The 26,389-nt window shown below is 40.3% G+C and carries 21 protein-coding genes; all 21 read left to right on the top strand.

All coding sequences use genetic code 11. The annotated features are described in order from the left end of the window. Positions 1-111: 111 nt before the first annotated feature. Positions 112-888 carry an ABC transporter permease gene (locus tag L691_RS0111095; protein WP_025690583.1) on the top strand — a complete coding sequence of 259 codons (777 nt, stop codon included), beginning with the start codon at positions 112-114 and terminating at the stop codon, positions 886-888. Beyond that, entirely contained in the window at positions 885-2,153 is a 1,269-nt protein-coding gene (locus L691_RS31250) for an ABC transporter ATP-binding protein (RefSeq protein WP_025690582.1), read from the top strand. Before L691_RS0111095 ends, L691_RS31250 begins: the two co-directional genes overlap by 4 nt. Positions 2,154-2,172: 19 nt before the next feature. Further along, positions 2,173-3,711: a methyltransferase domain-containing protein gene (locus L691_RS0111085; RefSeq protein WP_025690581.1), complete on the top strand. Its 1,539-nt coding sequence runs from the start codon at positions 2,173-2,175 to the stop codon at positions 3,709-3,711. A gap of 11 nt (positions 3,712-3,722) precedes the next feature. Beyond that, on the top strand, positions 3,723-6,563 hold the full coding sequence (locus L691_RS0111080; RefSeq protein ID WP_025690580.1) for a glycosyltransferase family 4 protein: 2,841 nt from the start codon (positions 3,723-3,725) through the stop codon (positions 6,561-6,563). Positions 6,564-6,667: 104 nt separating this feature from the next. Continuing rightward, a complete protein-coding gene (locus tag L691_RS0111075) occupies positions 6,668-7,894 on the top strand; it encodes a glycosyltransferase (protein ID WP_156934216.1) in 1,227 nt (408 codons plus the stop codon). Positions 7,895-7,918: 24 nt separating this feature from the next. Next, positions 7,919-9,643 (top strand): hypothetical protein, encoded by a 1,725-nt coding sequence (locus L691_RS0111070; RefSeq protein WP_025690578.1) that lies wholly within the window; start codon positions 7,919-7,921, stop codon positions 9,641-9,643. A 24-nt stretch (positions 9,644-9,667) separates the two neighbouring features. Further along, on the top strand, positions 9,668-10,066 hold the full coding sequence (locus L691_RS34245; RefSeq protein WP_025690577.1) for a GtrA family protein: 399 nt from the start codon (positions 9,668-9,670) through the stop codon (positions 10,064-10,066). Then, complete coding sequence (rfbH, locus tag L691_RS0111060) at positions 10,063-11,622, top strand: lipopolysaccharide biosynthesis protein RfbH (protein WP_025690576.1); 1,560 nt, start codon at positions 10,063-10,065, stop codon at positions 11,620-11,622. Before L691_RS34245 ends, rfbH begins: the two co-directional genes overlap by 4 nt. A gap of 16 nt (positions 11,623-11,638) precedes the next feature. Then, entirely contained in the window at positions 11,639-12,436 is a 798-nt protein-coding gene (gene rfbF / locus L691_RS0111055; RefSeq protein ID WP_025690575.1) for a glucose-1-phosphate cytidylyltransferase, read from the top strand. Next, positions 12,397-13,503: a CDP-glucose 4,6-dehydratase gene (gene rfbG, locus L691_RS0111050; protein ID WP_408634744.1), complete on the top strand. Its 1,107-nt coding sequence runs from the start codon at positions 12,397-12,399 to the stop codon at positions 13,501-13,503. Before rfbF ends, rfbG begins: the two co-directional genes overlap by 40 nt. A 13-nt stretch (positions 13,504-13,516) precedes the next feature. Continuing rightward, positions 13,517-15,283, top strand: a complete 1,767-nt coding sequence (locus tag L691_RS0111045) for a thiamine pyrophosphate-binding protein (RefSeq protein ID WP_025690571.1) — start codon at positions 13,517-13,519, stop codon at positions 15,281-15,283. 15 nt (positions 15,284-15,298) lie between these two features. Next, positions 15,299-16,261 (top strand): NAD-dependent epimerase/dehydratase family protein, encoded by a 963-nt coding sequence (locus L691_RS0111040; protein ID WP_025690570.1) that lies wholly within the window; start codon positions 15,299-15,301, stop codon positions 16,259-16,261. Then, positions 16,248-17,177, top strand: coding sequence for a glycosyltransferase family 2 protein (locus L691_RS0111035; protein ID WP_025690568.1), 930 nt, complete (start codon positions 16,248-16,250; stop codon positions 17,175-17,177). Before L691_RS0111040 ends, L691_RS0111035 begins: the two co-directional genes overlap by 14 nt. Positions 17,178-17,330: 153 nt before the next feature. Next, a complete protein-coding gene (gene rfbB, locus L691_RS0111030) occupies positions 17,331-18,353 on the top strand; it encodes a dTDP-glucose 4,6-dehydratase (protein ID WP_025690566.1) in 1,023 nt (340 codons plus the stop codon). A gap of 5 nt (positions 18,354-18,358) precedes the next feature. Next, complete coding sequence (gene rfbD, locus L691_RS0111025) at positions 18,359-19,222, top strand: dTDP-4-dehydrorhamnose reductase (RefSeq protein ID WP_025690565.1); 864 nt, start codon at positions 18,359-18,361, stop codon at positions 19,220-19,222. A gap of 190 nt (positions 19,223-19,412) precedes the next feature. Further along, complete coding sequence (locus L691_RS0111020; RefSeq protein WP_025690564.1) at positions 19,413-20,450, top strand: glycosyltransferase family 2 protein; 1,038 nt, start codon at positions 19,413-19,415, stop codon at positions 20,448-20,450. Continuing rightward, positions 20,447-20,749: a chorismate mutase gene (locus L691_RS0111015; protein ID WP_025690563.1), complete on the top strand. Its 303-nt coding sequence runs from the start codon at positions 20,447-20,449 to the stop codon at positions 20,747-20,749. Before L691_RS0111020 ends, L691_RS0111015 begins: the two co-directional genes overlap by 4 nt. Positions 20,750-20,932: 183 nt before the next feature. Further along, positions 20,933-21,880, top strand: coding sequence for a glycosyltransferase family 2 protein (locus L691_RS0111010; RefSeq protein ID WP_025690561.1), 948 nt, complete (start codon positions 20,933-20,935; stop codon positions 21,878-21,880). After that, the gene (locus L691_RS0111005; RefSeq protein ID WP_025690560.1) at positions 21,877-23,283 is read left to right on the top strand and encodes an undecaprenyl-phosphate glucose phosphotransferase; all 1,407 of its coding nucleotides are present in this window, start codon (positions 21,877-21,879) and stop codon (positions 23,281-23,283) included. The genes L691_RS0111010 and L691_RS0111005 overlap by 4 nt, the downstream gene beginning before the upstream one ends. 265 nt (positions 23,284-23,548) lie before the next feature. Then, positions 23,549-24,259: a heptaprenylglyceryl phosphate synthase gene (gene pcrB / locus L691_RS0111000; RefSeq protein ID WP_025690559.1), complete on the top strand. Its 711-nt coding sequence runs from the start codon at positions 23,549-23,551 to the stop codon at positions 24,257-24,259. A gap of 77 nt (positions 24,260-24,336) precedes the next feature. Then, positions 24,337-26,389: DNA helicase PcrA (gene pcrA, locus L691_RS0110995; protein ID WP_025690558.1), on the top strand; the 2,053-nt coding region annotated here is incomplete at its 3' end.

Genomic DNA, 26,389 nt, shown 5'->3' with positions numbered 1-26,389 from the left:
CGTATCAATAAGCAACCGTTGGAAACGATTGATCGCCTGTTGACTAGGTTATAATCTTAATTGCGGTTTATATATTTTAAAAAATGGGATTAAGAAAGTGAGTGGAAATTAGTGATTGATTACTTGAAGAACATTATTTACTACAAAGATTTATTAGGTAATTTAACTTCGAATGAAATGAAGTTGAAATACAAAAATTCAATTTTAGGAATATTATGGTCATACATATATCCATTAATGATGATTATAATTTACAATTTTGCCTTTAAAATAATTCTGAGAATGACAATAGATAATTTTGCTTTGTTTGTTTTTATTGGTTTAATTCCATGGAACTTTGTACAAGCAAGTATCTCTCAGAGTACAAATAGTATTATTAATAATCAGAATCTTGTAAAAAAGATTTATTTTCCTAGAGCGATAATTCCATTGTCGGTGATAAACGCTAATTTTATCACTATGATTATTAGTCATATAATATTATTTGGAGCAATGTTATTTTTTAATGTTGAATTCACGTTGTCCCTTATTATGTTGCCGTTCTTATGGATTATACTATATTTAGTGGTTGCAGGAATTAGTTTGGTATTATCTTCGGTAACAGTTAAATATCGTGATATATCGCATATAGTAGATGTAGTTTTTATGGCGTGGTTTTATTTGACACCTGTTATATATTCCTTATCAATGGTACCCGAGCCATTTAATAAAATCATTCAGTTAAATCCAATTACTAATTTAATTGAACTATTTAGGGAAGTGCTTTTAAAAGGAGATTTTCCGAGATTTTTAAATCTAGCAGGCACTTTTGGTTATTCTTTTGTTCTATTTATTATAGGCTTGTATGTATTTTATAGAAGAGAAAAAAACTTTGGAGAAGAACTATGACAAGAGAACCTGTTATTCATTTTGAGAATGTCACTAAGGTTTATAGAATTTACAAAAATAGGCCCACTACATTAAAAGAAAAAGTCATTAATTTCATATTGAAAAGAAATAAAACGGAAACTATAGAAGTAAATGTATTGAAAGATATTAATTATTCGATCTATAGAGGGGAAACAATAGGTATTATAGGAAGAAATGGTGCTGGGAAAAGCACATCATTAAAACTTATCGCTAAAATAATAAATCCCGATAGTGGTCGAATTACTGTGAAAGGTAGCGTTTCTTCCTTATTAGAAATCGGAGCAGGTTTTCAACCGGATTTAACTGGTAAAGAAAATGTATATCTTTATGGATCTATATTAGGACTTCCTAAAAAGTATATTAGAGATCATTATCAAGAGATAGTTGAATTTTCAGAGTTGAATAATTTTATGAATACACCTGTGAAAAATTATTCATCAGGAATGTATATGCGTCTCGCATTTTCAGTAGCTATTCATGTCGACCCGGATATTCTTCTCTTGGATGAGGTTCTGGCAGTAGGTGATGCTAATTTTCAAAAAAAATGCATGAATAAATTAAAGGAAATTCAATCTAAGGGTAAAACAATTGTCTTTGTTTCGCATGATATGTCTAGCGTCAAAAATCTTTGTGATAGGATTATTTATATCGGAGACAATGGAGAGATAGAATTCGGTGAACCTGACTTCCTCATCAATCGATATTACGCACAACTCTATGGAAATCATGCAAATACAGTCATTCCTGATCAATCTGAGATAAATTACAATTCTGATTCTTTTTACATTGCTCATACTAGTTCTTATTACAATATTAAAGAATCAATTTGGGGAAACAGGGAAGTTAATCTTAATAAATTTTATTTTTCAAATTCCGAAGGCTTCGTTTCAAATGTATTCCAGTATAAACAAGACATAGTATTAAATATTGAACTAATGGCTAATCGCTTACTTCAAAGATTAGTAATTGGAATTGCCATATATGATGAGAACAATAATCTGTTGAGTGGACCAAATTCAAAGAATGACGGTGTAGTTCTAGATGAAATAGACCATTCAAGATTCGTAAAAGTCTTAATTAAAGAGCCGTCATTATTAAATGGGAAATTTTATATGACACTTGCTATTTATGATTATGATTGCATTGAACCATTCATTCATATGGAGAAATGCTTCGAATTAATGGTTGTAAATGAAAGAAACGAACTAGGCGTTATTGGCTTGAAGTGCGACTGGCTTGTTTAGATTTGAGGAGGTTCCGCGAATGGATAGATTAACAATGCCCTTTGATCAATATCAAAGATATGAGATATGTAAGCGAGTCATTGATGATTTCCGTGGGAAAAAACAGGATAAATTAAAAATTTTAGATGTTGGAGGGCATTTTAAAACAAAAGAAGGAGTAGATTGGCTGCCTGCAATAGAATTTTTCGGAGAGAATGAAGTTCTAGTTGTAGATACTACAAAAGCATCCATCGACAATTATCAAGTAAGCGATGGAAGAGATTTGCCTTTTGAAAATGACTCATTTGATGTAGTGGTATCTAATGATGTCCTTGAGCATGTTCCACCACAAGGTCGTTATGACTTTATCAAGGAATTAATCAGAGTGTCCAAAGAATTGGTGGTAATTAATTTCCCATATTACACGGCTAAGAAAGCGTTGGCAGAAAAAATACTTTATGAATATATCGTAAATTCCTCTAATGGTGAGAACCGAATGCTTGAAGAACATCTAATTAATGGATTACCTAAGGTGCAAGATGTTATCAACGAATTAAATGAATTATCAATGCCTCATTCTTATTACTATTCCGGGGATACTGATAATTGGCTTAAATTAATGGCTGTTAATTATGAACTATCTAGGATTGCAGAACCGAAATTACAGGAAATTATAGACGAATATGTTAATAAATATAATTTCTTTGAAGAGATGAACTTAACTGAGGGGTATAGAGTAACTTTTATAATTGATAAAAATAACGAGATGGTTAAGAATAACTTCTTTGAACATATTGAAAAAGAGAATAAAACTAATTTGATGTTACCTACAGAAGCTATTTTAACTTACCTTAATATAAAAAAAGAAAATGAGAGTAAAAGTGTTTTGGATACTTATTACTATGATGCTGATGAAGTATTGGGAAGAATGGTATTTCAAAGTACTATTCGGCAAACATTTGTATGCCATTCACCGAACTTATTTCGTGTGTCACTCTTAGTAGCAACTTACAAGGAAAATTTGCAGGGACAAATTAAAGTTGCTTTATACGAAGCTATTACTGCTAAATGTGTACTAGAAACAACTGTTGATTATACCCATTTAAAGGATAATGACTGGTTTAATACTGAATTTACTCCACTTATGAACTCTGAAGGTAAAGAATACGTAATAGAAATCACACAGATATCTATGGGTCTAGGACCGAGTTTTTATTACTCTCAAAAAAATAGCTATGGTAAGGGAACATTTGGTACAGAAAGTATGAATGGGAACCTTGCCTTGAGAACGTATTGCCGGAAGATGAATGCTGCTGAGCATTATTTTTTGATTGAACAACAGAACAATGATTTGAAAAATGAAAATATAAGACAGCTTCGAGAGAATATAGAACTAAATAATAAATATAGAAATGAAGTATCTGACTTGAAAAATACGGTTAAAAAGAAAGAGGATGAGATAGAATATTTACAGACTCAGATTAATGATGGTCTGAATAAGTTAAACGAAATGACCGAAAAATATAATAACTCAATAAAAAAGTATAATGATATGATAAAAATACTTAAAGAAATATGAGGTGCGATATTTTGAAAAAGGTTTTATTTATTAGTGGATGTTTTGGAGATACACAAAGATATAGAGTATTTAATCAAATGGAGCAACTAGAATATTTAGAGATAGACGTTATAGAAAGATATTTTGCAGATTATGATATTATTTCTTCTTTAGATCAAGTAATTGATATGGTTATTATGCATAGAGTTCCACATACTTTGGGTATAGAATATTTTATTAAAAGTGCAAATAAAATGAATGTGCCAGTAATATTTGATGTAGATGATTTAGTCTACGAAAAAGAATATGCTAAATATTCTGATGGTATTAATTACTTAGAAGAAGAAGAGAAGATTTTATACTTTGAAGGCATAGAACGTTACAAAAAAACAATTAGTCTCTGTGATGGTGTCATAGTTACAACTGAGTTTCTGGCAGAAACAATAATTAAGTATAACGACAATGTCTACATTAATAGAAATGCTATAAGTCTGGAATTAGAGAATATTTGTGAATTATTGAAACAGGAACCTGTTAAGGAAAGTAAACGAGTTCGAATTGGATACTTTAGTGGGAGTAAGACGCATAATAAGGATTTTTTGGAAGTTAAGGATGGCCTTTTAAAAATTTTGGAGAAGTATAGTAATACTGATCTTGTTATAGGCGGTTTATTAGACTTGAGCAAAGAATTCAATGTTTACAAAGATAGAATTATTCGGTTACCTTTAGTGGGATGGCGTGATCTTCCGAAGTCCATACAATCAATAGATATTAACTTGGCACCTTTAGAAATTAATAATCCGTTTTGTAAAGCTAAAAGTGAACTGAAATATTTCGAGGCTGGGATACTAGGAATTCCGACAGTGGCTTCTAAAATCGATGCGTTTCAATATGCTATAGAAGATGGGCGGAATGGTTATTTAGCTGAAAGTCCACAAGAATGGTTTGAAAAGTTAGAGAGTCTGATTACTCAAAAAGAATTAAGACTAAAAATTGGTAAGAATGCTTATGACCATGTGAAAAACAATTACACTGTAAAAAGCAGGGCGCATAGTTACCTTCATGGACTCTCACAGGTTACTGAGAATAGTAATAGTAAAAAAGTAAGTAGTAAAGTAAAACTAACTGTTAATTTTCTTATTCCCCAACCATTCATTGGATCCGGAGGACATACAACAATATTTAGGATGGCAAGATATCTGTGTAATAATGGATACGAAGTGAATATCTATGTCCAAAATGGAATTAATTTTGATGCTCGTAACGAAAAAGTCATATCAGATTTCATTGATAAGTATTTTTTTATAACAGGGGCTAATTATTTCAAAGAGGATGCAAAATTTAAAGATTCAGATGTGTTCATCGCTACCTCGTGGCCTACAGCTTATATGGTTAACTCTATTACTAATAGTAAAAGTAAATTTTATTTTATTCAGGACTATGAACCCTTTTTTTATCCAATGTCTAGTGAATATAAACTTGCAGAAAACTCATACAAATTAGATTTGAAGGGAATAACTATTGGTAAATGGTTGACTAAAAAAATTAAAAATGAGTTTGGAATGGATTGTGACTACATCGATTTTTCTACAGATAACAAAATTTATCTACGCCATGAATCAAAGGTACCTAATAGCAAGACTAAAATTATTTTTTATGCCCGCAACTCTACTCCGCGAAGGGGTGTGGAATTAGGCCTTCAGGCATTAGAATTAATAGAAAAAAGATTTAAAGGTAATATTGAAATAGCATTGTTTGGCGGTGATAAGGATCTTAAAACTAATTTCCCTCATACTAATCTTGGTGTTCTAACGTCTGGGGAATTAGCTGATTTATATAAGAGTGCTGACTTGGCATTAGTAGTTTCTTTAACGAATGCTAGCTTATTACCTTTAGAGTTAATGGCATCACGATGTGCTGTGATTGATATAGATGAAGCTACTATAGAAGGTGTTGTGAGAAATAAATTTAATGGTTTACTCGCGAAAGCAGATCCTCTAGATTTGGCTGACAAGATAAGTATTTTAGTCGAAAATATTGAATTAAGGGCTCAAATTCAACAGAATGGTTATGAATTTACTAAGGATCTAAGTTGGGATATAAGTGGTCAGCAATTTGAAAGAATAATCATCTCAAAAGTATTGTTTGCAGAAAATTCTCAAAGAATAAGAGAACAGAGAAATGTTAGTAATGAAGAGATTGTTAGACCAATGCCTCCTTTGACGTATGGCATTTCTTATGGAAGTATTATTCATGTGAAAGATAACAACTTTTCAAGAGTAGATATTTATTTTGGGAATTATAAGAGAGTTAATGAAGGTAACTTAACTTTTCATTTAAAAAAGCATCCAAACTCAATAAATGATATTTACTCAATAAAGATTGATCTAAAGAGGATTTATGATAATAGCTGGATCAGTTTTAATTTTGACCCAATTGTTAACTCAAAAGATCAAGAATACTATTTTTACATTGAGAGTGATGCAAATGAAGCGAACGCAGTAACTGTATATACTAACGATCAAGGAAGTAATATTTATATAAATCATTATAAGAATCAAGGTAGCATATGCTATAAAACTTATTGCACTAATTATGGGCATTTTATTTACAATACGATCATTGATCGAGAAGAAGGGGGGGATAAATCAAATATACATGAAGAGGAAGAAATCAACGACATCGCACTTATATTAAAACAAAAAATCGCAAATGCAGGAGCAAATAATTATGCAGTCCGAGAATTGCAAAATAAAGTGGACGAACTTGAAATAAAGTTAATAAAAATTACGGATTCCGCCCCTATTATGCTGTATAAGAGATTGAAAAGGGTGTTAGGTAGAAAATGGATCAAAAAAATAATAAGACGTTGATTGAGGTGAGTTAACTGAAAAAGAAGACCCTTATAATTTCATCAGATATAATAGATGCCAGAATGGCTGGTCCTGGTATAAGGTATTGGAATTTTGCTATAGAATTGTCTAAAGATACCGAAGTGACTTTGCTATGCCCAAATGAATGTAAACTTGAAGCGGATTTTAAAATCGGTAAGATAAGTACTAATGTTTTGGAAGAAGAATTAATTGCTGCTGATAGTATCATCTTGCAGGGAGTCACCTTGTGGCAATACCCTTTTATAAAAAAATCTAAAGTGCCGATAATAGTGGATTTATATGATCCTTTTATGTTTGAGAATTTTGAAATAGATAAAGATAGCCCCAATGTAAACGAACTACACTTATCCTCATTAACAATTATCCTTGATCAATTAGCTGCAGGTGATTATTTTATATGTGCTTCCGAAAAACAAAAGGATTTGTGGATGGGGATGCTGACAGCAATAAACAGGATTAATGCAAAAGAATACAGAATTAATTCTGGAGTAGAACATTTTATCAGTGTTGTCCCTTTCGGGATACCATTGGAGAAACCTGTTTATAATCAAAATGTTCTAAAAGGGGTTTTTCCTGGTATTAACGAAAATGATAAAGTTGTGATTTGGGGTGGGGGGATATGGGATTGGTTGGATCCTCTTACTGCTATAAAAGCTATGCACATTCTTAGTTCAAGGAGAAATGATATAAAATTGTTTTTTATGGGAATAAAACACCCTAATTCACAGATACCACTGTCAAAGAAAACTCTTGATAGTATATCATTGTCGGATTCTTTAAATCTAACTAATAAATTTGTGTTTTTTAATGATTGGGTTAAATATGATTCTCGACAAAATTATCTCCTTGAAGCTGATATCGGTCTTAACTTACATGCGAATCATATAGAGACTAGGTATTCTTTTAGAACACGAATACTAGATTACATGTGGTGTGAACTTCCTGTTGTAACTAATGGTGGAGATGTAATGAGTGAACTGGTAGAGAAACATAAAATCGGTGAAGTTGTGCTTTTCAATGATGAGAACAACTTAGCGTTGGTATTGGAGTCATTACTGGTCCCAGATGTACTAAGTAAATATAGAACTGGCTTTAAAGAAATAAAAGATATTTATTCGTGGCAGAATTGTATTGTCCCGCTTAAAGAGTTTTGTTTAAACCCTACTAAGTCTAAAGGAAGCTCAGAAACTTTAAAAGTTAAAGGCTTGTATAACGTTTATAATGTAAGGCTTCAAAAACTTTATAAGTATATTTTAAAAGGCGAATTTAATATTATATTAAAGAAAATTTTCAGAAACAAAACAACTTAAGTGAGGTAAGGAGTTCATTATTAAATGAGAAATATTCTTTTCAGTAATAAAAGCACTTGGGTTGTTTTTATATTTGGGTTTCTATTTATAATTTTATATGGAAGGGTTTTTAGCTTCATGGACGAAGCAGATAATATGCTGGGAGCGATATCTGTTTCACAAGGTGGAGATATTTATAAAGATTTCTTTTCACAACACACACCTTTTGTGTATTATTTTATGTCAATTTTCGCCTTGATTGGTGTGCGGGATTATGAAACTTTTAGACTTTGCATGAGTTTAGTTATCCTACTTTTATGGATTTTTATGTATACTCGTTATTCCAATTATTTTAATTCGTTAATTTTTAAGATTTTTATCCTTTTATATGCTATTACTATTAATATTACTTGGGCACATATGGTTTTAAGTGATGTTTTCTATGGATTCTCAATTTTGTTTTTATTTCTAGAAGCTTTAATTTTTGTGAGAACTAATTCGTTAACTAGAAAAAGTATGATTGTAATTTCTATAAGTGTATTTGTTTCGGTTATGTCTGCTTTTGTAAGTATTTATTCGGTAACCATCTTGTTTTTTCTACTTTTTGTCTATAACTTATATAAAAAAACTTTTAGACAAAATATACCGAATTATCTAAAGTTGATTACAATTATGGCTATTCCTTTTTTGGTTTTATTTCTATGGTATTGGTTATCCGGTAATTTATACAATTTTTATTATCAAGCTTATAAGCTCAACAGGGTTTACTACAGTAATTATAACGGAATTAATAATAGCTCCATAGGTTTGTTAAAACAAATAGTTACTTCGTGGATAAATCATTTAGAATATCATGTAACGACATTTTCGAGGGATAGTTTGTTTAGTGGAATATTAGTAATTTTTAACCTGCTGTTTTGTTATTATCATTTTAAGAGGGATAAAGCACTATCAATCCTAATCTTTATTTTTTTAGCATTTACAGGCATTAGGGGCTTTGAAGGTTTCCATGCAATTCCTTACTTTATAGTATCGTTCTTTAATAGTTCTTTTATTATTAATGAATATTTGAATCCTAAAGAAAAAGATTATATAGAAGGATACAAAAAAAATCTTATAAGAATATTTGTTTTTTTGTTGTTGATAATAGCCTTTAATAATTATGCTCCTAATGCAGGAACTAACTTTGCCAAACCAAATGGAATAATAGCGAAGTCCCCGTACGATGAATATATCAATAAATTAACAGAGACTAATGAGAAAATCTGGATAACTAGCTTGTCCCCCCAAACATACATTAATACAAATAGGGATCCTGCTTTACGAGCGTATATTTTAGTTCCTTGGTTTGTGGATGCATTTAAAAATGAAATAATGGAGGATTTAAGAACTAGAAAGCCAAAGCTTATTATATTTGAGAAGGACAGTGATGTGTGGGGGTATAAATATTCTAATTTTGCTAAGGATATTTTAGATTATTTAGATGTTGAATATAAACCTCTTAATATGTATGTTGATTATGAGAAAAATATATATATTAGAAAGGATTCTTATGAAGAAGCAAGTAAAAAATTATGGTCTCATGTCGATGGCATAGAAGATGGGATGCTGGTAACTAACGGAGTAAATGTGTTTCTAATTAAAAATAATACAAAAAGGTATATAACTAGTCCGGAGGTGTTTGAAAGATTGGGATTTAATTGGAAGGATGTCAAAGCTATAGGAGATGATTTACTGAGTAAAGTGAAACCAGGCGCCCCGATTGAGTAAAATAACTTAGATGAGTGTGAATTTATGAATATACAATCTTTAAGATTTATTATTGTAGGTATTCTTAATACAATTGTTGGCTTTGCAGTTTACGCTTTATACCTAAAATATATAAATAATAGTTATCTTCAAGCGTTGATACTTTCTAATATTATAGGTATAACTCATAGTTATATTTGGAATAACAATTGGACTTTTACTGTGAAGAAGTTTAGTATAATTAGTGCTTTAAAATTCACCTCAATATATATAATATCGTTTTTGATTAATTTTCTATTTTTGCATATTTTAGTTGATCGTATTGAATTGGGGAAGCTCTTAGCTCAAGGTATTTCACTTTTCTTCACAACTTTAATCAGTTTTTTTGGTCATAAATACTGGAGCTTTGCCAACAAAGATGATGATAGGAGTGTAATGTTTTGAAAAATGGGAATGTTGTGAAAAACAAAAAGGATAATCAATTTGCTTTGTTATTTGATATAAACGGTAGCTTCTTGCAGGCATTTTCTCTACTAAATAGGCCCCCTGTGAATTTCTCGCAAAAATATTGTATGGAAATCGCACAAGCTAATTTACCAGTACCCCTATATGCGGATATTCGATCTAAAATAACACTAAGAGAAGATGAAATAGATTTTATATGTGAATTAAATGCAGAATTATTAGAAAAGATTTCAAGGTTGGAGATATTATCTAAAGTTGAAAGTTATTACGAACTCTTTCATTCAGAAAGAAATAAGGATTTTGACCCAGACCAAACACCGGTATCTTATGGTGGACGTGTTTACGATGAAAAAGAAATGAGAAGTTTAGTCGATTCCTCATTAGATTTTTGGTTAACCGCAGGTCGATACAACAAACAATTTGAGAAGGAGTATGCAGAGTACTTAGGTGTAAGATACGCGTTGCTTACTAATTCAGGGTCATCCGCAAATCTGTTGGCTTTTTCTGCTCTGACATCTCCAAAACTAAAAGATCGTCAAATTAAACCTGGAGATGAAGTTATCACAGTAGCTGCCGGTTTCCCTACAACGGTAACTCCTATTGTACAAAATGGTGCAGTTCCTGTTTTTATTGACGTGGAACTCGGTACTTATAACATTATGGTGGACCGAATTGAAGAAGCAATAACACCAAAGACAAAAGCAATAATGGTTGCTCATACAATGGGGAATCCGTTTGAGTTGGACAAAGTAATGGAGATTGCCAAAAAATACAATTTGTGGGTTATTGAAGATAACTGCGATTCACTTGGTTCAACTTTTAATGGGAAGCTAACTGGTACGCATGGACATATTGGTACTTCTAGTTTTTATCCTCCACACCATATGACAATGGGTGAAGGCGGCGCTGTATATACCAATAATGCCCAATTAAAATCGATCATAGAATCTTTTAGAGACTGGGGAAGAGACTGCTGGTGCCCTTCTGGCTGTGATAATACTTGTAATAAACGTTTTGGTTGGGAGTTAGGATCTTTACCTTTTGGCTATGATCATAAGTATACTTATTCACACATCGGATATAACCTTCGGGTTACGGAAATGCAAGCTGCTATAGGGGTAGAGCAGCTTAAAAAGGTTCCAGCCTTTACAGAGGCGCGTAAACAAAACTTTGCGCGTCTTTATGAAGGATTGAAAGACTTGGGCGATTACTTCATTCTGCCTAGAGCTACTAGAAACTCTGATCCAAGCTGGTTTGGATTTATGCTGACTGTGCGGGATAGCGCAAAGTTTAGCAAAAATGAGATTGTTGAGTATTTGGAAGCGAATCGTATTCAAACGAGAATGTTGTTTGCAGGAAATCTGACACGTCAGCCCGCTTTCCAAAATGTGAATTACCGGATAAGTGGAGAATTGACCAATACGGACAAAATTATGAATGATACCTTCTTGGTAGGCGTATACCCGGGTCTGACCGAAGAAAAGATTAATTATGTAGTAAATAAAATCAGAGAATTTGTCCTGGGAAAAAACTAAACTTGGAGGCTATAAAATGAAAGTCGTTATTCTTGCAGGTGGTTATGGAACCCGTATAAGTGAAGAGTCTCATTTAAGACCAAAGCCGATGATTGAGATTGGCCAAAGACCGATCTTGTGGCATATTATGAAACAGTATTCCTATCATGGTTTTAATGATTTTGTGATTTGTTTGGGGTACAAAGGGTTCTATATCAAGGAGTATTTTGCTCATTACTTTTTGCATGAGTCGGATGTTACATTCGACTTCACAAGTGATAACCAATTAGTTACACATACTCATACAGCAGAGCCTTGGAAAGTAACTCTTGTCAATACAGGAATCGACACGATGACTGGTGGGAGAGTCAAGAGAATACAAAAGTACATTGGAGACAAACCGTTTATGCTAACTTATGGCGATGGTGTCTCTGATGTGAATATATCCGAACTGGTTAAGCAGCACCAACTATATGGTCGGCTGGCTACAGTAACTACTGTACAACCAAGCGGGCGTTTCGGAGCATTAGATATAGCTGAAAATAATGAAGTTAAAGGTTTTCAAGAAAAGCCCAAAGGGGATGGATCTTGGATAAATGCCGGTTTTTTTGTTTTACAACCCGAAGTCTTTGATTATATTGAGGGCGACGATACTTTTTTTGAGAAGGAACCTCTAGAAGCCTTAGCGCGTGATGGTGAATTGTTTGGATTTAAGCATGAAGGCTTCTGGCAGCCTATGGATACGTTAAGGGATAAAAATTATTTGGAAGATCTTTGGGGAAGCGGGAAGGCGCCATGGAAAACTTGGGACAAAAAGACGGTGGAAGTAAAATGATTAATCCACATTTTTGGAATGGGAAAAAAGTATTTATAACTGGTCATACCGGTTTTAAAGGTTCCTGGTTATGTTTGTGGTTAAGTTCAATGGGGGCGGAAATTACGGGGTACTCTTTAGAACCATCGACTTCCCCCAGTTTATTTGAATTGTGTAATATTAATGAACTTCTTAAAAAGAATATATATGCAGATATAAGAGATAGCCAGCTATTAAACGCGGCAATGCAGCAAGCGCAGCCGGAGATCGTAATTCATATGGCGGCCCAACCTTTAGTACGGGAGTCTTATAAAAATCCTGTTGAAACATATGAAGTCAATGTAATGGGGACAGTTAATCTCCTGGAAGCGGTTAGAAATTGTAATAGTGTCGTTTCAGTTGTTAATGTTACAACTGATAAGTGTTACGAGAATAAAGAATGGCACTGGGGATATAGAGAGAATGAGCCATTAGGCGGATATGATCCATATTCAAGTAGTAAGGCTTGCTCTGAATTAGTTACCAGTGCTTATCGGAACTCATTTCTGAATAAGCAAATTGGGGGCAGGATGATTGCTCTCGCATCAGCACGAGCCGGTAATGTTATCGGAGGCGGAGATTGGGCAGCAGATCGTCTCGTACCGGATATTATCAGGTCTGTTTTAAGCAATCAAAAAATCATTATACGAAATCCATTTTCTATCAGACCGTGGCAGCATGTTCTCGAACCTTTAAGCGGTTATCTAGTACTGGCAGAAAAGCTCTATCAAAAAGGTGAGCAATATGCCAGTGCATGGAATTTTGGTCCCTCCGATACCGATGCAAAGCCTGTTGAATGGATTGTACAGGAGATTTGCCGGAAGTGGGAAGGAGCAAGTTACGAAATAGATAGTAGTATTCATCCACATGAAGCGCAATATCTTAAGTTGGATTGTTCTAAGGCTGCAGCGGAGTTAAACTGGCATCCTCGTTGGAACCTGAGTCAGGCTATCGATAAGATTATAGAGTTTACTAATGCTTACCAGGAAGAAAAGCAAATCAAAGAAGTTTGCATTAGACAAATTCAGGATTACCAGCGGTCTATATAAGGAGTGATAATAATTGAAGCTTTCTGATTATGTTATAGACTGCATAAAGCAACAAGGAGTATCTCATGTGTTTGAATTTATAGGAGGAGCTATTGTTCACCTATTGGATTCAATATCACATAGAGATGATATTGAATGCATTTCTGTACGTCATGAACAGGCAGGTGCCTTCGCAGCTGAAGCTTATGCAAGAATGAATGGAAAGCTTGGGGTTGCAATGGCAACAAGCGGACCGGGAGCATTAAATTTGCTTACCGGAATAGGAAGCTGCTACTTCGATTCGGTTCCTTGCTTGTTTATTACAGGACAGGTAAATACTTATGAGTACAAGTTTGATAGACCCGTAAGACAGATTGGTTTTCAAGAGACAGATATTGTTAGTGTAGCGACACCAATAACTAAATATGCTGTTATGGTCACTGATCCTGATCAAATCAGATACGAACTAGAAAAAGCAATATATCTGGCTAAAAACGGCCGTCCAGGACCGGTACTATTAGATATTCCTATGAATCTTCAACGAGCGCAGATTAACCCGGAATCTTTAGTCAGTTTTTACGATAGCCAAGAATATATGGAACTTTGTGAGAATTGTGAAGTATCTGACTCGGTAATTGTAGATATAATAAGTATGCTTAAAAAAGCAAAGAGACCTTTAATTCTCGCAGGTGGTGGTGTGAGAGCTAGTGATTCGACAGAGTTTCTCTCCCAATTTGTTGAGAAAACCGGTATACCTATAGTTAGTTCCTTAATGGGACTGGATGCTATATCCCATGATAACCCATTGTATTCAGGACTAATCGGATCTTATGGTAACCGATTTAGTAATTTGATCCTTGCTAATTGCGACTTACTTCTTATCTTAGGCTCCAGATTGGATAGTAGACAGACTGGAACACGGCCAGATACATTCGGTCGCGGAGCTCAAAAGATACATGTAGATATTGATTCCAATGAGCTTAATAGCAAAGTGGAAGCAACGCTTGTCGTTAGAGCAAGCCTAAAAGACTTTCTGGTTAAAATTAACGATGCATTGAATGATTATGAGAAACCGGATATTAATCAATGGTTAGAATTAATTAATAGATTGAAAGGATGCTATCCTACCTATTCATTTAAACCGGAAGGAAATGAAATTGAACCAAACCGATTTATGGAACTTCTATCATCTAAAGCAGAACGATTTGGAGCTATCTGTCTAGATGTGGGACAACATCAAATGTGGGCTTCACAATCATTCGTATTATCTGGAAAACAGAGATTATTGAATTCCGGTGGTATGGGAGCAATGGGTTTTGCTCTTCCAGCAGCGATCGGTGCCTCATTAGCATCTGGAGAAGAAAGTCTAGTTATTGCAGGAGACGGTGGAATTCAGTTGAACATTCAAGAGTTCGATACGCTAGTTAGGCTGAACCTGCCTATTAAAACATTAGTTATGAATAATAGCTCGCTGGGAATGGTCAGACAATTCCAAGATTTATATTTTGAAGGCAGACAGCAATCAACGGTAAATCCTAATCCGTCTTTCATTAGCATAGCCAAAGCCTATAAAATTCCGACTTTTCAAATGAACTCTATGGAAGATGTTCAGCAGCTCGACGAATTTCTGGCTACAGAAGGCCCCGCCTTTATAGAAATTAGGCTGGAAAAGAAAACAGAGGTACATCCTAAACTCGTTGTAAACAGACCTATTGAAGATATGTATCCCTACTTGGATCGCGAAGAGTTAAAAGAAATTATGTTGATTGACCTTGTTGATGAAATAGATATTCCTACTTAAAGGGGTTCTTAATAAGTGTTTACGCAGAATCGGAAAAATATCGCTATACTAGGTGCAACGGGTCACATTGCTAAGAATCTAATAATAGGTCTTTCGTCATCGCAAGATTATCGATTATATTTATTTGCCCGTTCAAAAGAGAAGCTTGATTCATTTCTGGTTAGTAATAATATTGTTGATAATTTCACGATTTGTGAGTATCAGCAGTTTGAGCAAGCATCTCGTTATAACGTTATTATCAACTGTATAGGCATAGGGAACCCTCAAGACTTAGTGTCCAACCCATTTAGTGTGTTTCAGATTACAGAACATTATGACAATATGGTATTAGACTATCTACAAAAGATCCCGGAGACAATCTACATCAATCTCAGTAGTGGGGCTACCTACGGGTCTGAGTTTCAAACTCCAGCAGCAAAAGATAAATCTTTGACTTTAGACATCAATAATTTATCTAATAAGGATTACTATGGTATCGCTAAACTTAATATGGAGGGAAAACATAGAAGTCTTCAAAAATTAAAAATAATAGATCTTCGTGTTTTCGGCTACTTTAGCTCTTATATTGATTTGGATTCCAAATTTTTGATTACTGATATAATACATTGCATAAAAAGCGGAACTACATTGTATACTTCTCCTGAGAATATTATGAGAGACTATGTGCATCCTCTGGATTTTCTACAGTTAATTAAACTTTGTATGGTAGATAATATTCAAAATGATGTTTTTGATGTGTATTCCCTTAAACCGATTTCTAAGTTTGAAATGTTGGAGTTTTTTGCAGAAGAATATGATTTGAAATATGAAATTAAATCCGATAAAAATTATGCTTCGATTACTGGCTCAAAATCCAGCTATTATACGATGAATTATAAAGCTACAAGTATTGGTTATCAGCCTCACTTTTCCTCTCTACAGAGCATTGTACAGGGGTATCAACAATTTAGAATGAGGAATAAATATGAAAACAATTAGTATAGTAACACCTTGCTATAATGAAGAAGAAAATGTACTTGAATTATACACACAGGTGAAGACGGTTTTTGAACAAATGCCCAATTATGCTTATGAGCATATTTTTATTGATAATGCATCCAAAGACAACACTGTTTCAATTCTAAAGGAAATTGCTAAGAGTGACACAAATGCAAAAATAATAGTTAACTCACGTAACTTTGGACATATTCGTTCACCTTATCATGCACTGCTGCAGGCTAAAGGGGATGCTGTTATACTCTTAGTGGCTGACTTACAAGATCCTCCTGGTATGATTAAAGATTTCGTTACTAAATGGGAAGAAGGCTATAAAGTTGTCTTAGGCGTAAAGACACAAAGTCATGAAAGTCCTGCTATGTTTGCAATTCGAAAGATGTACTATAATTTTATTAACCGTGTCTCCGAGATAGAATTGACTAAGAACAATACGGGATTTGGATTATACGATAAACAAATTATTGAGATATTGAGAGATATTGCCGATCCATATCCTTATTTCAGAGGATTGATTTCTGACATTGGTTTTGAAAGCTATAAAATAGAATATGTACAACCTGTTAGAAAACGTGGGATAACAAAGAATAATTTTTATACTTTATATGATATTGCAATGCTAGGCATTACCAATCACTCCAAAATTCCCTTGAGATTAGCTGCTATGCTTGGATTTTCCATGTCAGCCTTGAGTCTACTTGTTGCTTTGGGTTATTTACTTGCTAAGCTTCTGTTTTGGAATTATTTTTCTTTAGGTACAGCCCCTCTAATTATTGGACTGTTCTTATTTTCTTCTGTTCAATTGTTTTTTATAGGTATTATAGGTGAGTATATAGGGTCTATTCATACTCAAATATTAAAAAGGCCTTTGGTTGTTGAAAAGGAGAGAATAAATTTTTAGCACTGTAAAAATAGGCGGTATTATATGAACGGAGCCAGTTTCCCAAATTTTAACCTCCGCATATTATGTACGAATCACCGCCTTATATTGACTGTGCCCCTGTTAGAAAACAGGGAGGGAATAATTCATTTATCGAACAAAAGGTGGTCACTCATGAAACTCCTCATTACCGGCGGAGCCGGATTTATCGGCAGTAACTTTGTCATCTACATGCTTCAGCAACACCCGGACTACAAGATCGTAAATGTAGACGCACTCACGTATGCAGGGAATTTGGAAAATTTAAAATCGGTGGAGAATCATCAGAACTACACGTTTGTAAAAGCCGACATTACGGATGTCCAGGCGATGGACGCTTTGATCGGCCAGGGTGTGGATGTGGTCGTTAACTTCGCGGCAGAGTCGCATGTGGATCGGAGTATTTTGGAGCCGGATGTGTTTGTGAAGACGAATGTGCTCGGGACTCAGGTGCTGCTGGATGCGGCGAAAAAGCATAAGGTCACCAAGTTTGTACAGGTATCGACCGATGAGGTGTACGGTACGCTTGGGGCGACCGGTCTGTTTACGGAAGAGACACCGCTGACGCCGAACAGCCCTTATTCCGCCAGCAAGGCGGGCGGGGATTTGCTGGTACGCGCTTATCATGAAACGTTTGGACTGCCGGTTAATATTACGCGCTGCTCAAATAACTATGGTCCTTACCAGTTTCCGGAGAAGCTTATACCGCTGATGATCTCCCGTGCTTTGGCTGACGGGGCGCTGCCGGTGTATGGCGACGGCTTGAACATTCGCGATTGGCTCTATGTAGAGGATCATTGCAGCGCGATCGATCTGGTCATTCATAAAGGTGTGCTGGGTGAAGTATATAACATTGGCGGCAATAATGAGCGGACGAATGTGCATATCGTCAAGACGATTTTGCAGGAGCTGGGCAAGCCGGAATCGCTGATTACGTATGTGCAGGACCGTCCGGGGCATGACCGCCGCTACGGCATCGACCCAACGAAGATTATGAACGAGCTGGGCTGGAAGCCGAAGCATACGTTTGAAACCGGGATCAAGGAAACGATCCAATGGTACCTAAATAATAAAGAATGGTGGACTCGCATCCAATCCGGAGAATACCAGAAGTATGCTGAAAAACAGTACGGCAGCCGCTTGGGAGATGCTCTGTAATGGCGATGAAGGTTCTTGTGACGGGGGCCGCAGGACAGCTCGGCCGTGATGTGGTGCTGCTGCTGGAAAGCCGGGGGTATGAGGTGTCGGCCTGCGACCGGCAGGAGATGGATATTACCGATCTTGACCAGTGCGGCAAGGTTATCGGTGAATTCGGCCCTGAGGCAGTGATTCACTGCGCCGCGCACACGGCGGTGGACGCTGCGGAGACGGATGTTGACGCTGCATATTTGATCAATGCAGTGGGCACGCGCAATGTTGCGCTTGCAGCAGAAAAGGTCGGCGCGAAACTCGTCTATATCAGTACGGATTATGTGTTCGACGGACAAGGAAGCCAGCCGTATCATGAATACGACAACACCGATCCCAAGAGCATCTACGGCAAGTCCAAACGAGCCGGGGAAATTCTGGTCCAGACCTTGTCGTCCAAGTATTTTATCGTGCGCACCTCGTGGGTGTATGGAAAGTATGGGAATAATTTTGTCAAGACGATGCTGAAATTTGGCCAGGAAAAGCCGGTTCTGCAGGTCGTGGATGACCAAAAGGGATCACCAACGTATACGGTGGATTTGGCGAATTTCCTGCTGGAATTGATCGGGACGGAAAAGTATGGCATTTATCATGCCTCCAACACGGAGGTTTGTACGTGGTATGAGTTTACCCAGGCGATTTTTGCCGAGGCGGAGGAAATTCTGGGGCTGAAGTTTACCGCTAAGCTGGAGCCGTGTACGACAGAACAGTTTCCACGGCCCGCCCCGCGTCCGCGCAATTCGGTGATGGAGCATTTGTCGATCCGGACGAACGGTCTGCAGGATTTGCGGCCTTGGCGGGAGGGTCTCAAGGCATTTTTAGCTGAACTGCGGGATTAGTATAAGGAAGTCTATAACTCTCGTTCTGCAAGTCAGGCCGGGAGTTTTTTGTTAGAATATTAGATGTGCAAACTGTGGGCTTATCGTTTGGATCTATATATCGATGAGAGGCTGCATCTGAGTTTCGAATAGACGCCGACAGCCGTTTCTTCCTGTTTATGGATCATCGGTTTTCCATTATAATGGCCTTATGACCAACAAAACCGTAAGTATACATATCGTTACCTACAACAGCGAAGAGGATATTGTCGATTGTCTGGAAGCCGGGTTCCGGCAGGATTATCCTATAGAAAAAATTATTATAGTGGATAACGCCTCAAGCGACCATACGGTGGAGCGGATTCAATCCCGGTACACAGTTGACAACAATCTCGGACTACCCGAAAATCCGGCGGCGGGCGTTACTCATACTCATACGGAAAATCCAGTTGCTCTAACTGAGCAACCGGTATACTCTCTTCACCTCATCCAAAATCCAACCAACACCGGCTTCGCCCCCGCCCATAACCAGGCGATTGCCGCGAGCGATGCCGATTATGTGCTGGTGCTGAACCCAGACGTTACGCTGGAGCCGGATTATGTGTCCAGGCTGGTTGCGCGGATGGAGGCCGATCCCGGAATCGGCAGTGCCACGGGAAAGCTGCTGTTCAAGGCAGACCCGGGGACGGTGGACAGTACGGGGCTGCGGATGAATAAGGCGCGCAGGGCTTTTGACCGGGGAGCAGGGGAGCCGGCGAAGAACTGGATGGAGTCGGGCGAGGTGTTCGGCGTATCGGGCGCGGCGGCGATGTATTCGCGGCGGATGATTGAGGCGATCAGCGTGGACGGTGAGTTTTTTGACGCGGATTTTTTTGCCTATAAGGAAGATGTCGATGTGGCATGGCGGGCGCGGCTGCTGGGCTGGAAAGCGTATTACGACGCGGATGCGATCGGGTACCATGAACGGGGCTGGAAAGCATCGGGCCGCAGCGGGAAGCCGCTGTTTATCCGGAGAATCTCTTATATTAACCGGTATAAGATGATTGTTAAAAATGAGCCGGTCCGGACCCTGCTGCGAACTGTTCTAGTGTCTCTCCCATATGAAATCGCTGCTCACGGATATATGCTGCTGAAGGAGCCGGGTTTGTTCAAGGCTTGGGGGAGTTTTTTTGCGGAATGGGGTTCGCTAAGAAAGAAAAGAAAATGGGTTCAGGACAGAGCGAAACGCGAGAAAGGAAGAGACCGATGAAACCTTGCGAAAGCATCGAAGAGGTAAGGGTCAATATCGACAGGTTGGATCGGCAGATTGTGGCGCTGCTGTGCGAAAGACATCTGTACGTAAATGAAGCGGCTGCGTTCAAAAAGGACGCTGACGCCGTCAAAGCTCCGCAGCGCGTATTGCAGTTAATTGAAAAGGTACGGACAACAGCTGCGGAGCATGGCGGCGATCCGAATGCCATCGAGCAAATCTATCGCGGCATGGTATCGACATTTATAGAGCATGAACTGCGGCTTCATCGTGACATGACGAAAGAAAAGGGCGCCTAACTGAAGGCCGATTAACGGGAACAAACAGGATGAGCGGCAGTAGCCGAGCGGGCAATTTGGATAATCGTACTCCAGCATTTTTGTAAAAGGCTTACTTGGAGCATCCCGTTACTTAGCGCTGTTTTATGCTATAATATTGTCGATAGATTACTATTTTTGTCTGGAGCGTAAGCAAAAGTGAATATCGATGTCAGCATCATCATTGTAAATTACAATACATGCCGCTTGACGGTGGACTGTCTGCAGTCGGTGTATGATTCGGAAACGCAGTATACCTGTGAAATCATTGTGATCGACAACCATTCTTCTGACGGCTCGGTAGAAGTCATCCGGGAGCGGTTCCCGCAAGTGAAGCTGATGGCCAACCAGGAGAATACCGGATTCGCGCGGGCTAATAACCAGGGGATGGAGATTGCCTCAGGACGTTATGTGCTGCTGCTTAATTCGGATACGGTGGTGCAGCGGAATACGCTGGAGACGATGATTTCCTTGATGGACCGGCGGCCGGAGCTTGGCGCTTCGGGGTGCAAGGTGATTTTGCCGGACGGAAGTCTGGATAAGGCATGCAAACGCGGATTTCCGACCCCGGCGGCTTCCTTCTATTATGCGTTTGGATTCAGCAGAATGTTTCCTGACAACCCGCGGTTCAACGGATACCAGTTGGGCTATCTTGACCCTGACAAGGAATATGAGGTCGACTGTCTGGTCGGCGCGTTCATGCTGGTCAGGCGGGAGACGATCGAGCAGATTGGCGGACTGGATGAGACCTTTTTTATGTACGGCGAGGATCTGGATTGGTGTTACCGGATCAAGGAAGCGGGCTGGAAGATTTACTATTATCCCCAAGCCTTCATCGTGCATCTGAAGGGCGGCAGCGCACGGCGCAGACCGCTTAAGATCATTTATGAATTTCACCGCGCCATGATTGTTTTTCACCGCAAGCATTACAGTAAGCAGTATTCTTTTCTGGTCAATGGGGCCGTATACGTAGGGGTAGGAGTTAAGCTTGCCGCAGTCCTTCTGCGCAATGCTCTGACGCCCGGACGGCGGAAGCAAGTACCGGTGCCAAGCCTCGCTGCTGCGGGCGAAGCCGGAACGCATTCCGAATCGAATGCCGAGGTGAGATTATGATCCGCCGCAATCAGCGGTTTTTGACACAGCTTTATATGGTCGCCGACTTTATTATTATTCAAGCTTCCTTTTTGTTCGCCTGGTGGCTCAAGTTCAAGAGTGACTGGATGCCTTATGAGAGCCATATGACAGCAGAATCGTATGCGTACTGGAGCTTGATTTATGGCGGAATCGCCGTCCTGATCGGCATCCTGCTCACGCTGTATATGCCCAAGCGGAGGAAGCGGTTTGCCGATGAGTTCCTGAAGATTTTCCAAGTGCATGTAATGGGTATCTTCATCCTGCTTGGCCTGATGTATTTTGTGAGAGAAATCGACATCTCCCGCCAGTACTTGACTATATATATCGGCACGATTATGCTCTCTACGATGCTGTACCGGTATGTGCTGAAGAAGATGCTGAAGTCTTTTCGGGAAAAAGGGTTCAACCGCCAGTTTGTGCTCATTCTCGGGGCGGGTACTCTGGGCAGAAGAATTCACGATAATCTCGCCCAGTACCCTGAGCTCGGTTACGAGATTATCGGGTTTCTGGACGATTACCAAAGTTGGGATACTCTCGACTCCCAGCGCTATAAGCCGATTCTCGGCAAGCTCGACGAGCTGCCGGCTATGCTGGAGACGATGCTGATCGACGAGGTGATTCTCGCTCTGCCGCTCGATGTGCATCATAAGTTTCCCGCCATTATCGCGACTTGTGAAAAAGCCGGGGTCCGCACGCTGATCATTCCGGATTTCTTCGATTATCTGCCCGCGCGTCCGTACTTCGATAATTTTGCCGGGCTGCCGATGATCAATGTGCGCGATATCCCGCTGGATATGACGGCTAACCGGATGGCCAAGCGGTTGTTCGATATTATTTTCTCGCTGTTCGCCATTATAGTAATGAGTCCGATTCTGCTGATTGTGGCGATTGGAGTGAAGCTGACTTCGCCAGGGCCGGTGATTTTCCGGCAGGAACGGGTGGGACTTAACCGCCGGACGTTCACAATGTACAAATTCCGCTCGATGAAAATGCAGCGGGACGGTGAAGTGGATACGGGGTGGAGTACGGAGCATGATCCGCGCCGCACCCGGTTTGGGACGTTTATCCGCAAGACGAGTCTGGATGAGCTGCCGCAGTTCTTCAACGTGCTGTTGGGCCATATGAGCGTGGTCGGTCCGCGTCCGGAACGCCCTTATTACGTGGAGCAGTTCAAGGGAGAAATTCCGAAGTATATGGTCAAGCACCATGTGCGTCCCGGAATTACCGGCTGGGCGCAGAGCAACGGCCTGCGCGGCGACACCTCGATCGAGGACCGCATCAAGCATGATATCTTCTATATCGAGAACTGGTCGCTGCTGTTTGATATCCGGATTATTTTCAAAACGATCCGCAACGGCTTCGTCAATAAAAATGCGTACTAACCTGAGGCTATCATACATCTCTTTCCCCGCTTCCGCCGCTTGTAAGGCGGGGCGGGGAATTATTTTTTACACCCGGCCGCCAAAGGAATGCTGCACATGAACAGAATGCAACCATATCTGTGCACCGAAAAAAAGCGAAAAAATGTTCGTGTTTTTTGCTTCTTTAAATTGACACGCCCATCCGGCTATTTTAACATATAAGAAGCAATAAGCGCCGCGGCTGAAGAGCGGCCTATTCATTTCAACTGAATAAGGATGGAAGATCATGACTGCGGTACGACAAATGATTGAAGCCTGGCGCCATGTGTTCAAGCTGGACCCGGACCGATCGATTAGCGAAGAGGACTTGAGAGCGGTTTGTCAGTCTGGTACGGACGGGATTTTGGTAGGCGGCTCTACAGGCATCACCTATGACAATACTGCCCGCCTCATGTCCAGAATACAGCGGTACGGTGTACCGTGTGTCTTGGAGGTATCCGATCTGTCCGCCGTCGTGCCCGGCTTTGACGCCTATCTGATTCCGATGGTGCTGAATTCATCCGATCCGGCATGGATTGTCGGCCACCACCAGAGAGCCGTTGAGCGCTACGGCGATTTTATCCCCTGGGAGCTGCTGCTGACCGAGGGGTATATTGTGCTGAACGGAAATTCCGCTGTGGCCCGTCTGACCGGCGCGGATACGGGGCTGTCCGCAGACGGAGCGGCCGCCTATGCGCATATTGCCGATAAGCTCATGACGCTGCCCATCGTCTATCTGGAATACAGCGGCAGCTTTGGAGATACGGAGACGATGAAAGCCGTGCGTGAAGCCGTAGGCCAGGCGCGTCTCTTCTACGGCGGCGGAGTTACCGGACCGGATCAAGCGAAGCTTGCAGCCTCTCTTGCCGATACGGTCGTTGTGGGCAACATCATTTATACCGACATCGGACGAGCCCTGTTGACGGTCGAGGCGGTCAAATCAGATGCTGCAATCTAGCGAATAGTGTAGTGGTTCTTCACAGAACTACTTATGAAATAAGCGAATTAAGCTACCTAGAAAGGGGCATGTCCTACATGCAATCCGTTAATATACAAGACGCCGTAACCCGGCTTAATCCTCCCCAGCGCCAGGCGGTCGAGACGACAGACGGTCCGCTGCTTATTATGGCCGGAGCGGGGAGCGGCAAGACCAGGGTGCTGACCCACCGCATCGCTTGGCTTATTGCCAATAGAAAGGCTCCGCCTTGGGCGATTCTTGCCATTACGTTCACGAATAAGGCGGCAAGAGAAATGCAGGATCGGGTGTCCAAGCTCGTAGGCCCGGAAGGCCGCGATGTTTGGGTATCGACGTTCCACTCCATGTGCGTGCGGATACTGCGGAAGGATATTGAGCGGATCGGGTTTACGTCCAATTTTTCCATTCTCGATTCCACGGACCAGCTCTCCGTTATCCGCGCTTGCATGAAGGAGCTGAATATCGACACGAAGAAGTTCGAGCCGAAGGCGGTGCAGTCAATGATCAGCACGGCTAAGAACGAATTGGTAACGCCTGCGCAGTACGAGATGAAGATCGGGGATTATTTTGAAGGGCTCGTTGCCAAAATATATACGATGTACCAAAAAAAGCTCAAAAGCAACAACTCGCTCGATTTCGACGATCTGATCATGACGACGATCCAGCTGTTCAAGGAAGTGCCCGAGGTGCTGGATTTCTACCAACGGAAATTCAAGTACATCCATGTGGACGAGTATCAGGATACGAACCGGGCGCAGTACATGCTTTGCCGTATGCTGGCCGATAGCCATCACAATATTTGCGTCGTCGGCGACAGCGACCAGTCGATCTACCGCTGGCGCGGCGCCGACATCAGTAACATTCTGAACTTCGAGGAAGATTATCCGGAAGCCAAAGTCATTTTGCTGGAGCAGAACTACCGCTCGACCTCGAACATTCTGAACGCCGCCAACGGTGTTATCGCGCTGAATACCGGACGCAAGCCGAAGAAGCTGTGGACGGATTCGGAGGAGGGGCCGAAGATCAAGGTGTACCGGGCCGATTCCGAGCATGACGAGGGCTATTTTGTATCCGGAGAAATCAGTAAGAATGTAAAAAAAGGAAAGTCATACCAGGACCATGCGATCCTGTACCGGACCAACGCGCAGTCGCGGGTCATAGAGGAAATTCTCATTAAATCGGATATTCCTTACCAGATTGTGGGGGGCATTAAGTTCTACGACCGCAAAGAAATCAAGGACCTGCTTGCATACCTGCGGCTCCTGTCCAATCCCGACGACGATATCAGCCTGACCCGGGTGATCAATGTTCCAAAAAGAGGACTCGGCGACACGACGGTCGCCAAGCTTACCTTTGCAGCGGCAGCCCGGGGCGTCTCCATCTTCCGCGTGCTGGAAACGGTGGACGACCTGGGATTTGCGGGACGGACGCGCAACGCGCTGGTCGAGTTCTACGACATGATTCTGGCGCTTCACCGGATGGTGGAATTTCTGTCGGTGACGGAGCTGACCGAGAAGGTGCTGGAAATGTCGCAGTACAAGCTGGAGCTGCAGAAGGAGAACACGATCGAATCGCGCTCCCGCCTGGAGAATATCGACGAGTTCCTGTCCGTGACGATGGAATTTGAAAAAAATAACGAAGACAAATCGCTCGTCTCCTTCCTGACCGATCTGGCCCTGATCGCCGACATCGACAGCATGAACGATTCGGATGATGACCGCAGCGACGCCGTCGTGCTGATGACGATGCACAGCGCCAAGGGATTGGAGTTTCCGGTCGTGTTCATCGTCGGCATGGAGGAAGGGGTATTCCCGCACAGCCGCGCCTTCCAGGACAATGATGAACTGGAAGAAGAGCGGCGGCTGGCGTATGTGGGCATTACCCGCGCCGAGAAGCAGCTGTTCCTCTCCTGCGCGCGGGCGCGCACGCTGTTCGGGCGGACGACGGCCAACCCGCCGTCCCGCTTCCTGGACGAGATTCCGGAGGAGCTGAAGGAAGACACCGTCATGACTCACGACCGCTTCCGCCGGGGCGGAGAGGCGGGCGGAGCGTATGGCGGCCGCGGCTTTGGCGCAGGCGGCCGCAGCAATTTCGGCGGCGGCCGGAGCGGAG

The sequence above is a fragment of the Paenibacillus zanthoxyli JH29 genome (genome assembly GCF_000520715.1).
GTDB lineage: Bacteria > Bacillota > Bacilli > Paenibacillales > Paenibacillaceae > Paenibacillus_AQ > Paenibacillus_AQ zanthoxyli.
The sequence above is the reverse complement of the archived record's forward strand: the minus strand, read 5'-3'. Positions and strand labels throughout refer to the sequence as shown.

Coding starts and splice junctions, on each gene's coding strand:
- pcrB (WP_025690559.1), top strand. CDS start 23,549: ATGACTGCGGTACGACAAATGATTGAAGCCTGGCGCCATGTGTTCAAG.
- L691_RS0111070 (WP_025690578.1), top strand. CDS start 7,919: ATGAGAAATATTCTTTTCAGTAATAAAAGCACTTGGGTTGTTTTTATA.
- rfbD (WP_025690565.1), top strand. CDS start 18,359: ATGAAGGTTCTTGTGACGGGGGCCGCAGGACAGCTCGGCCGTGATGTG.
- L691_RS0111035 (WP_025690568.1), top strand. CDS start 16,248: ATGAAAACAATTAGTATAGTAACACCTTGCTATAATGAAGAAGAAAAT.
- rfbF (WP_025690575.1), top strand. CDS start 11,639: ATGAAAGTCGTTATTCTTGCAGGTGGTTATGGAACCCGTATAAGTGAA.
- L691_RS0111005 (WP_025690560.1), top strand. CDS start 21,877: ATGATCCGCCGCAATCAGCGGTTTTTGACACAGCTTTATATGGTCGCC.
- L691_RS31250 (WP_025690582.1), top strand. CDS start 885: ATGACAAGAGAACCTGTTATTCATTTTGAGAATGTCACTAAGGTTTAT.
- L691_RS0111085 (WP_025690581.1), top strand. CDS start 2,173: ATGGATAGATTAACAATGCCCTTTGATCAATATCAAAGATATGAGATA.
- L691_RS0111020 (WP_025690564.1), top strand. CDS start 19,413: ATGACCAACAAAACCGTAAGTATACATATCGTTACCTACAACAGCGAA.
- rfbG (WP_408634744.1), top strand. CDS start 12,397: ATGGAAAACTTGGGACAAAAAGACGGTGGAAGTAAAATGATTAATCCA.
- L691_RS34245 (WP_025690577.1), top strand. CDS start 9,668: ATGAATATACAATCTTTAAGATTTATTATTGTAGGTATTCTTAATACA.
- L691_RS0111015 (WP_025690563.1), top strand. CDS start 20,447: ATGAAACCTTGCGAAAGCATCGAAGAGGTAAGGGTCAATATCGACAGG.
- rfbB (WP_025690566.1), top strand. CDS start 17,331: ATGAAACTCCTCATTACCGGCGGAGCCGGATTTATCGGCAGTAACTTT.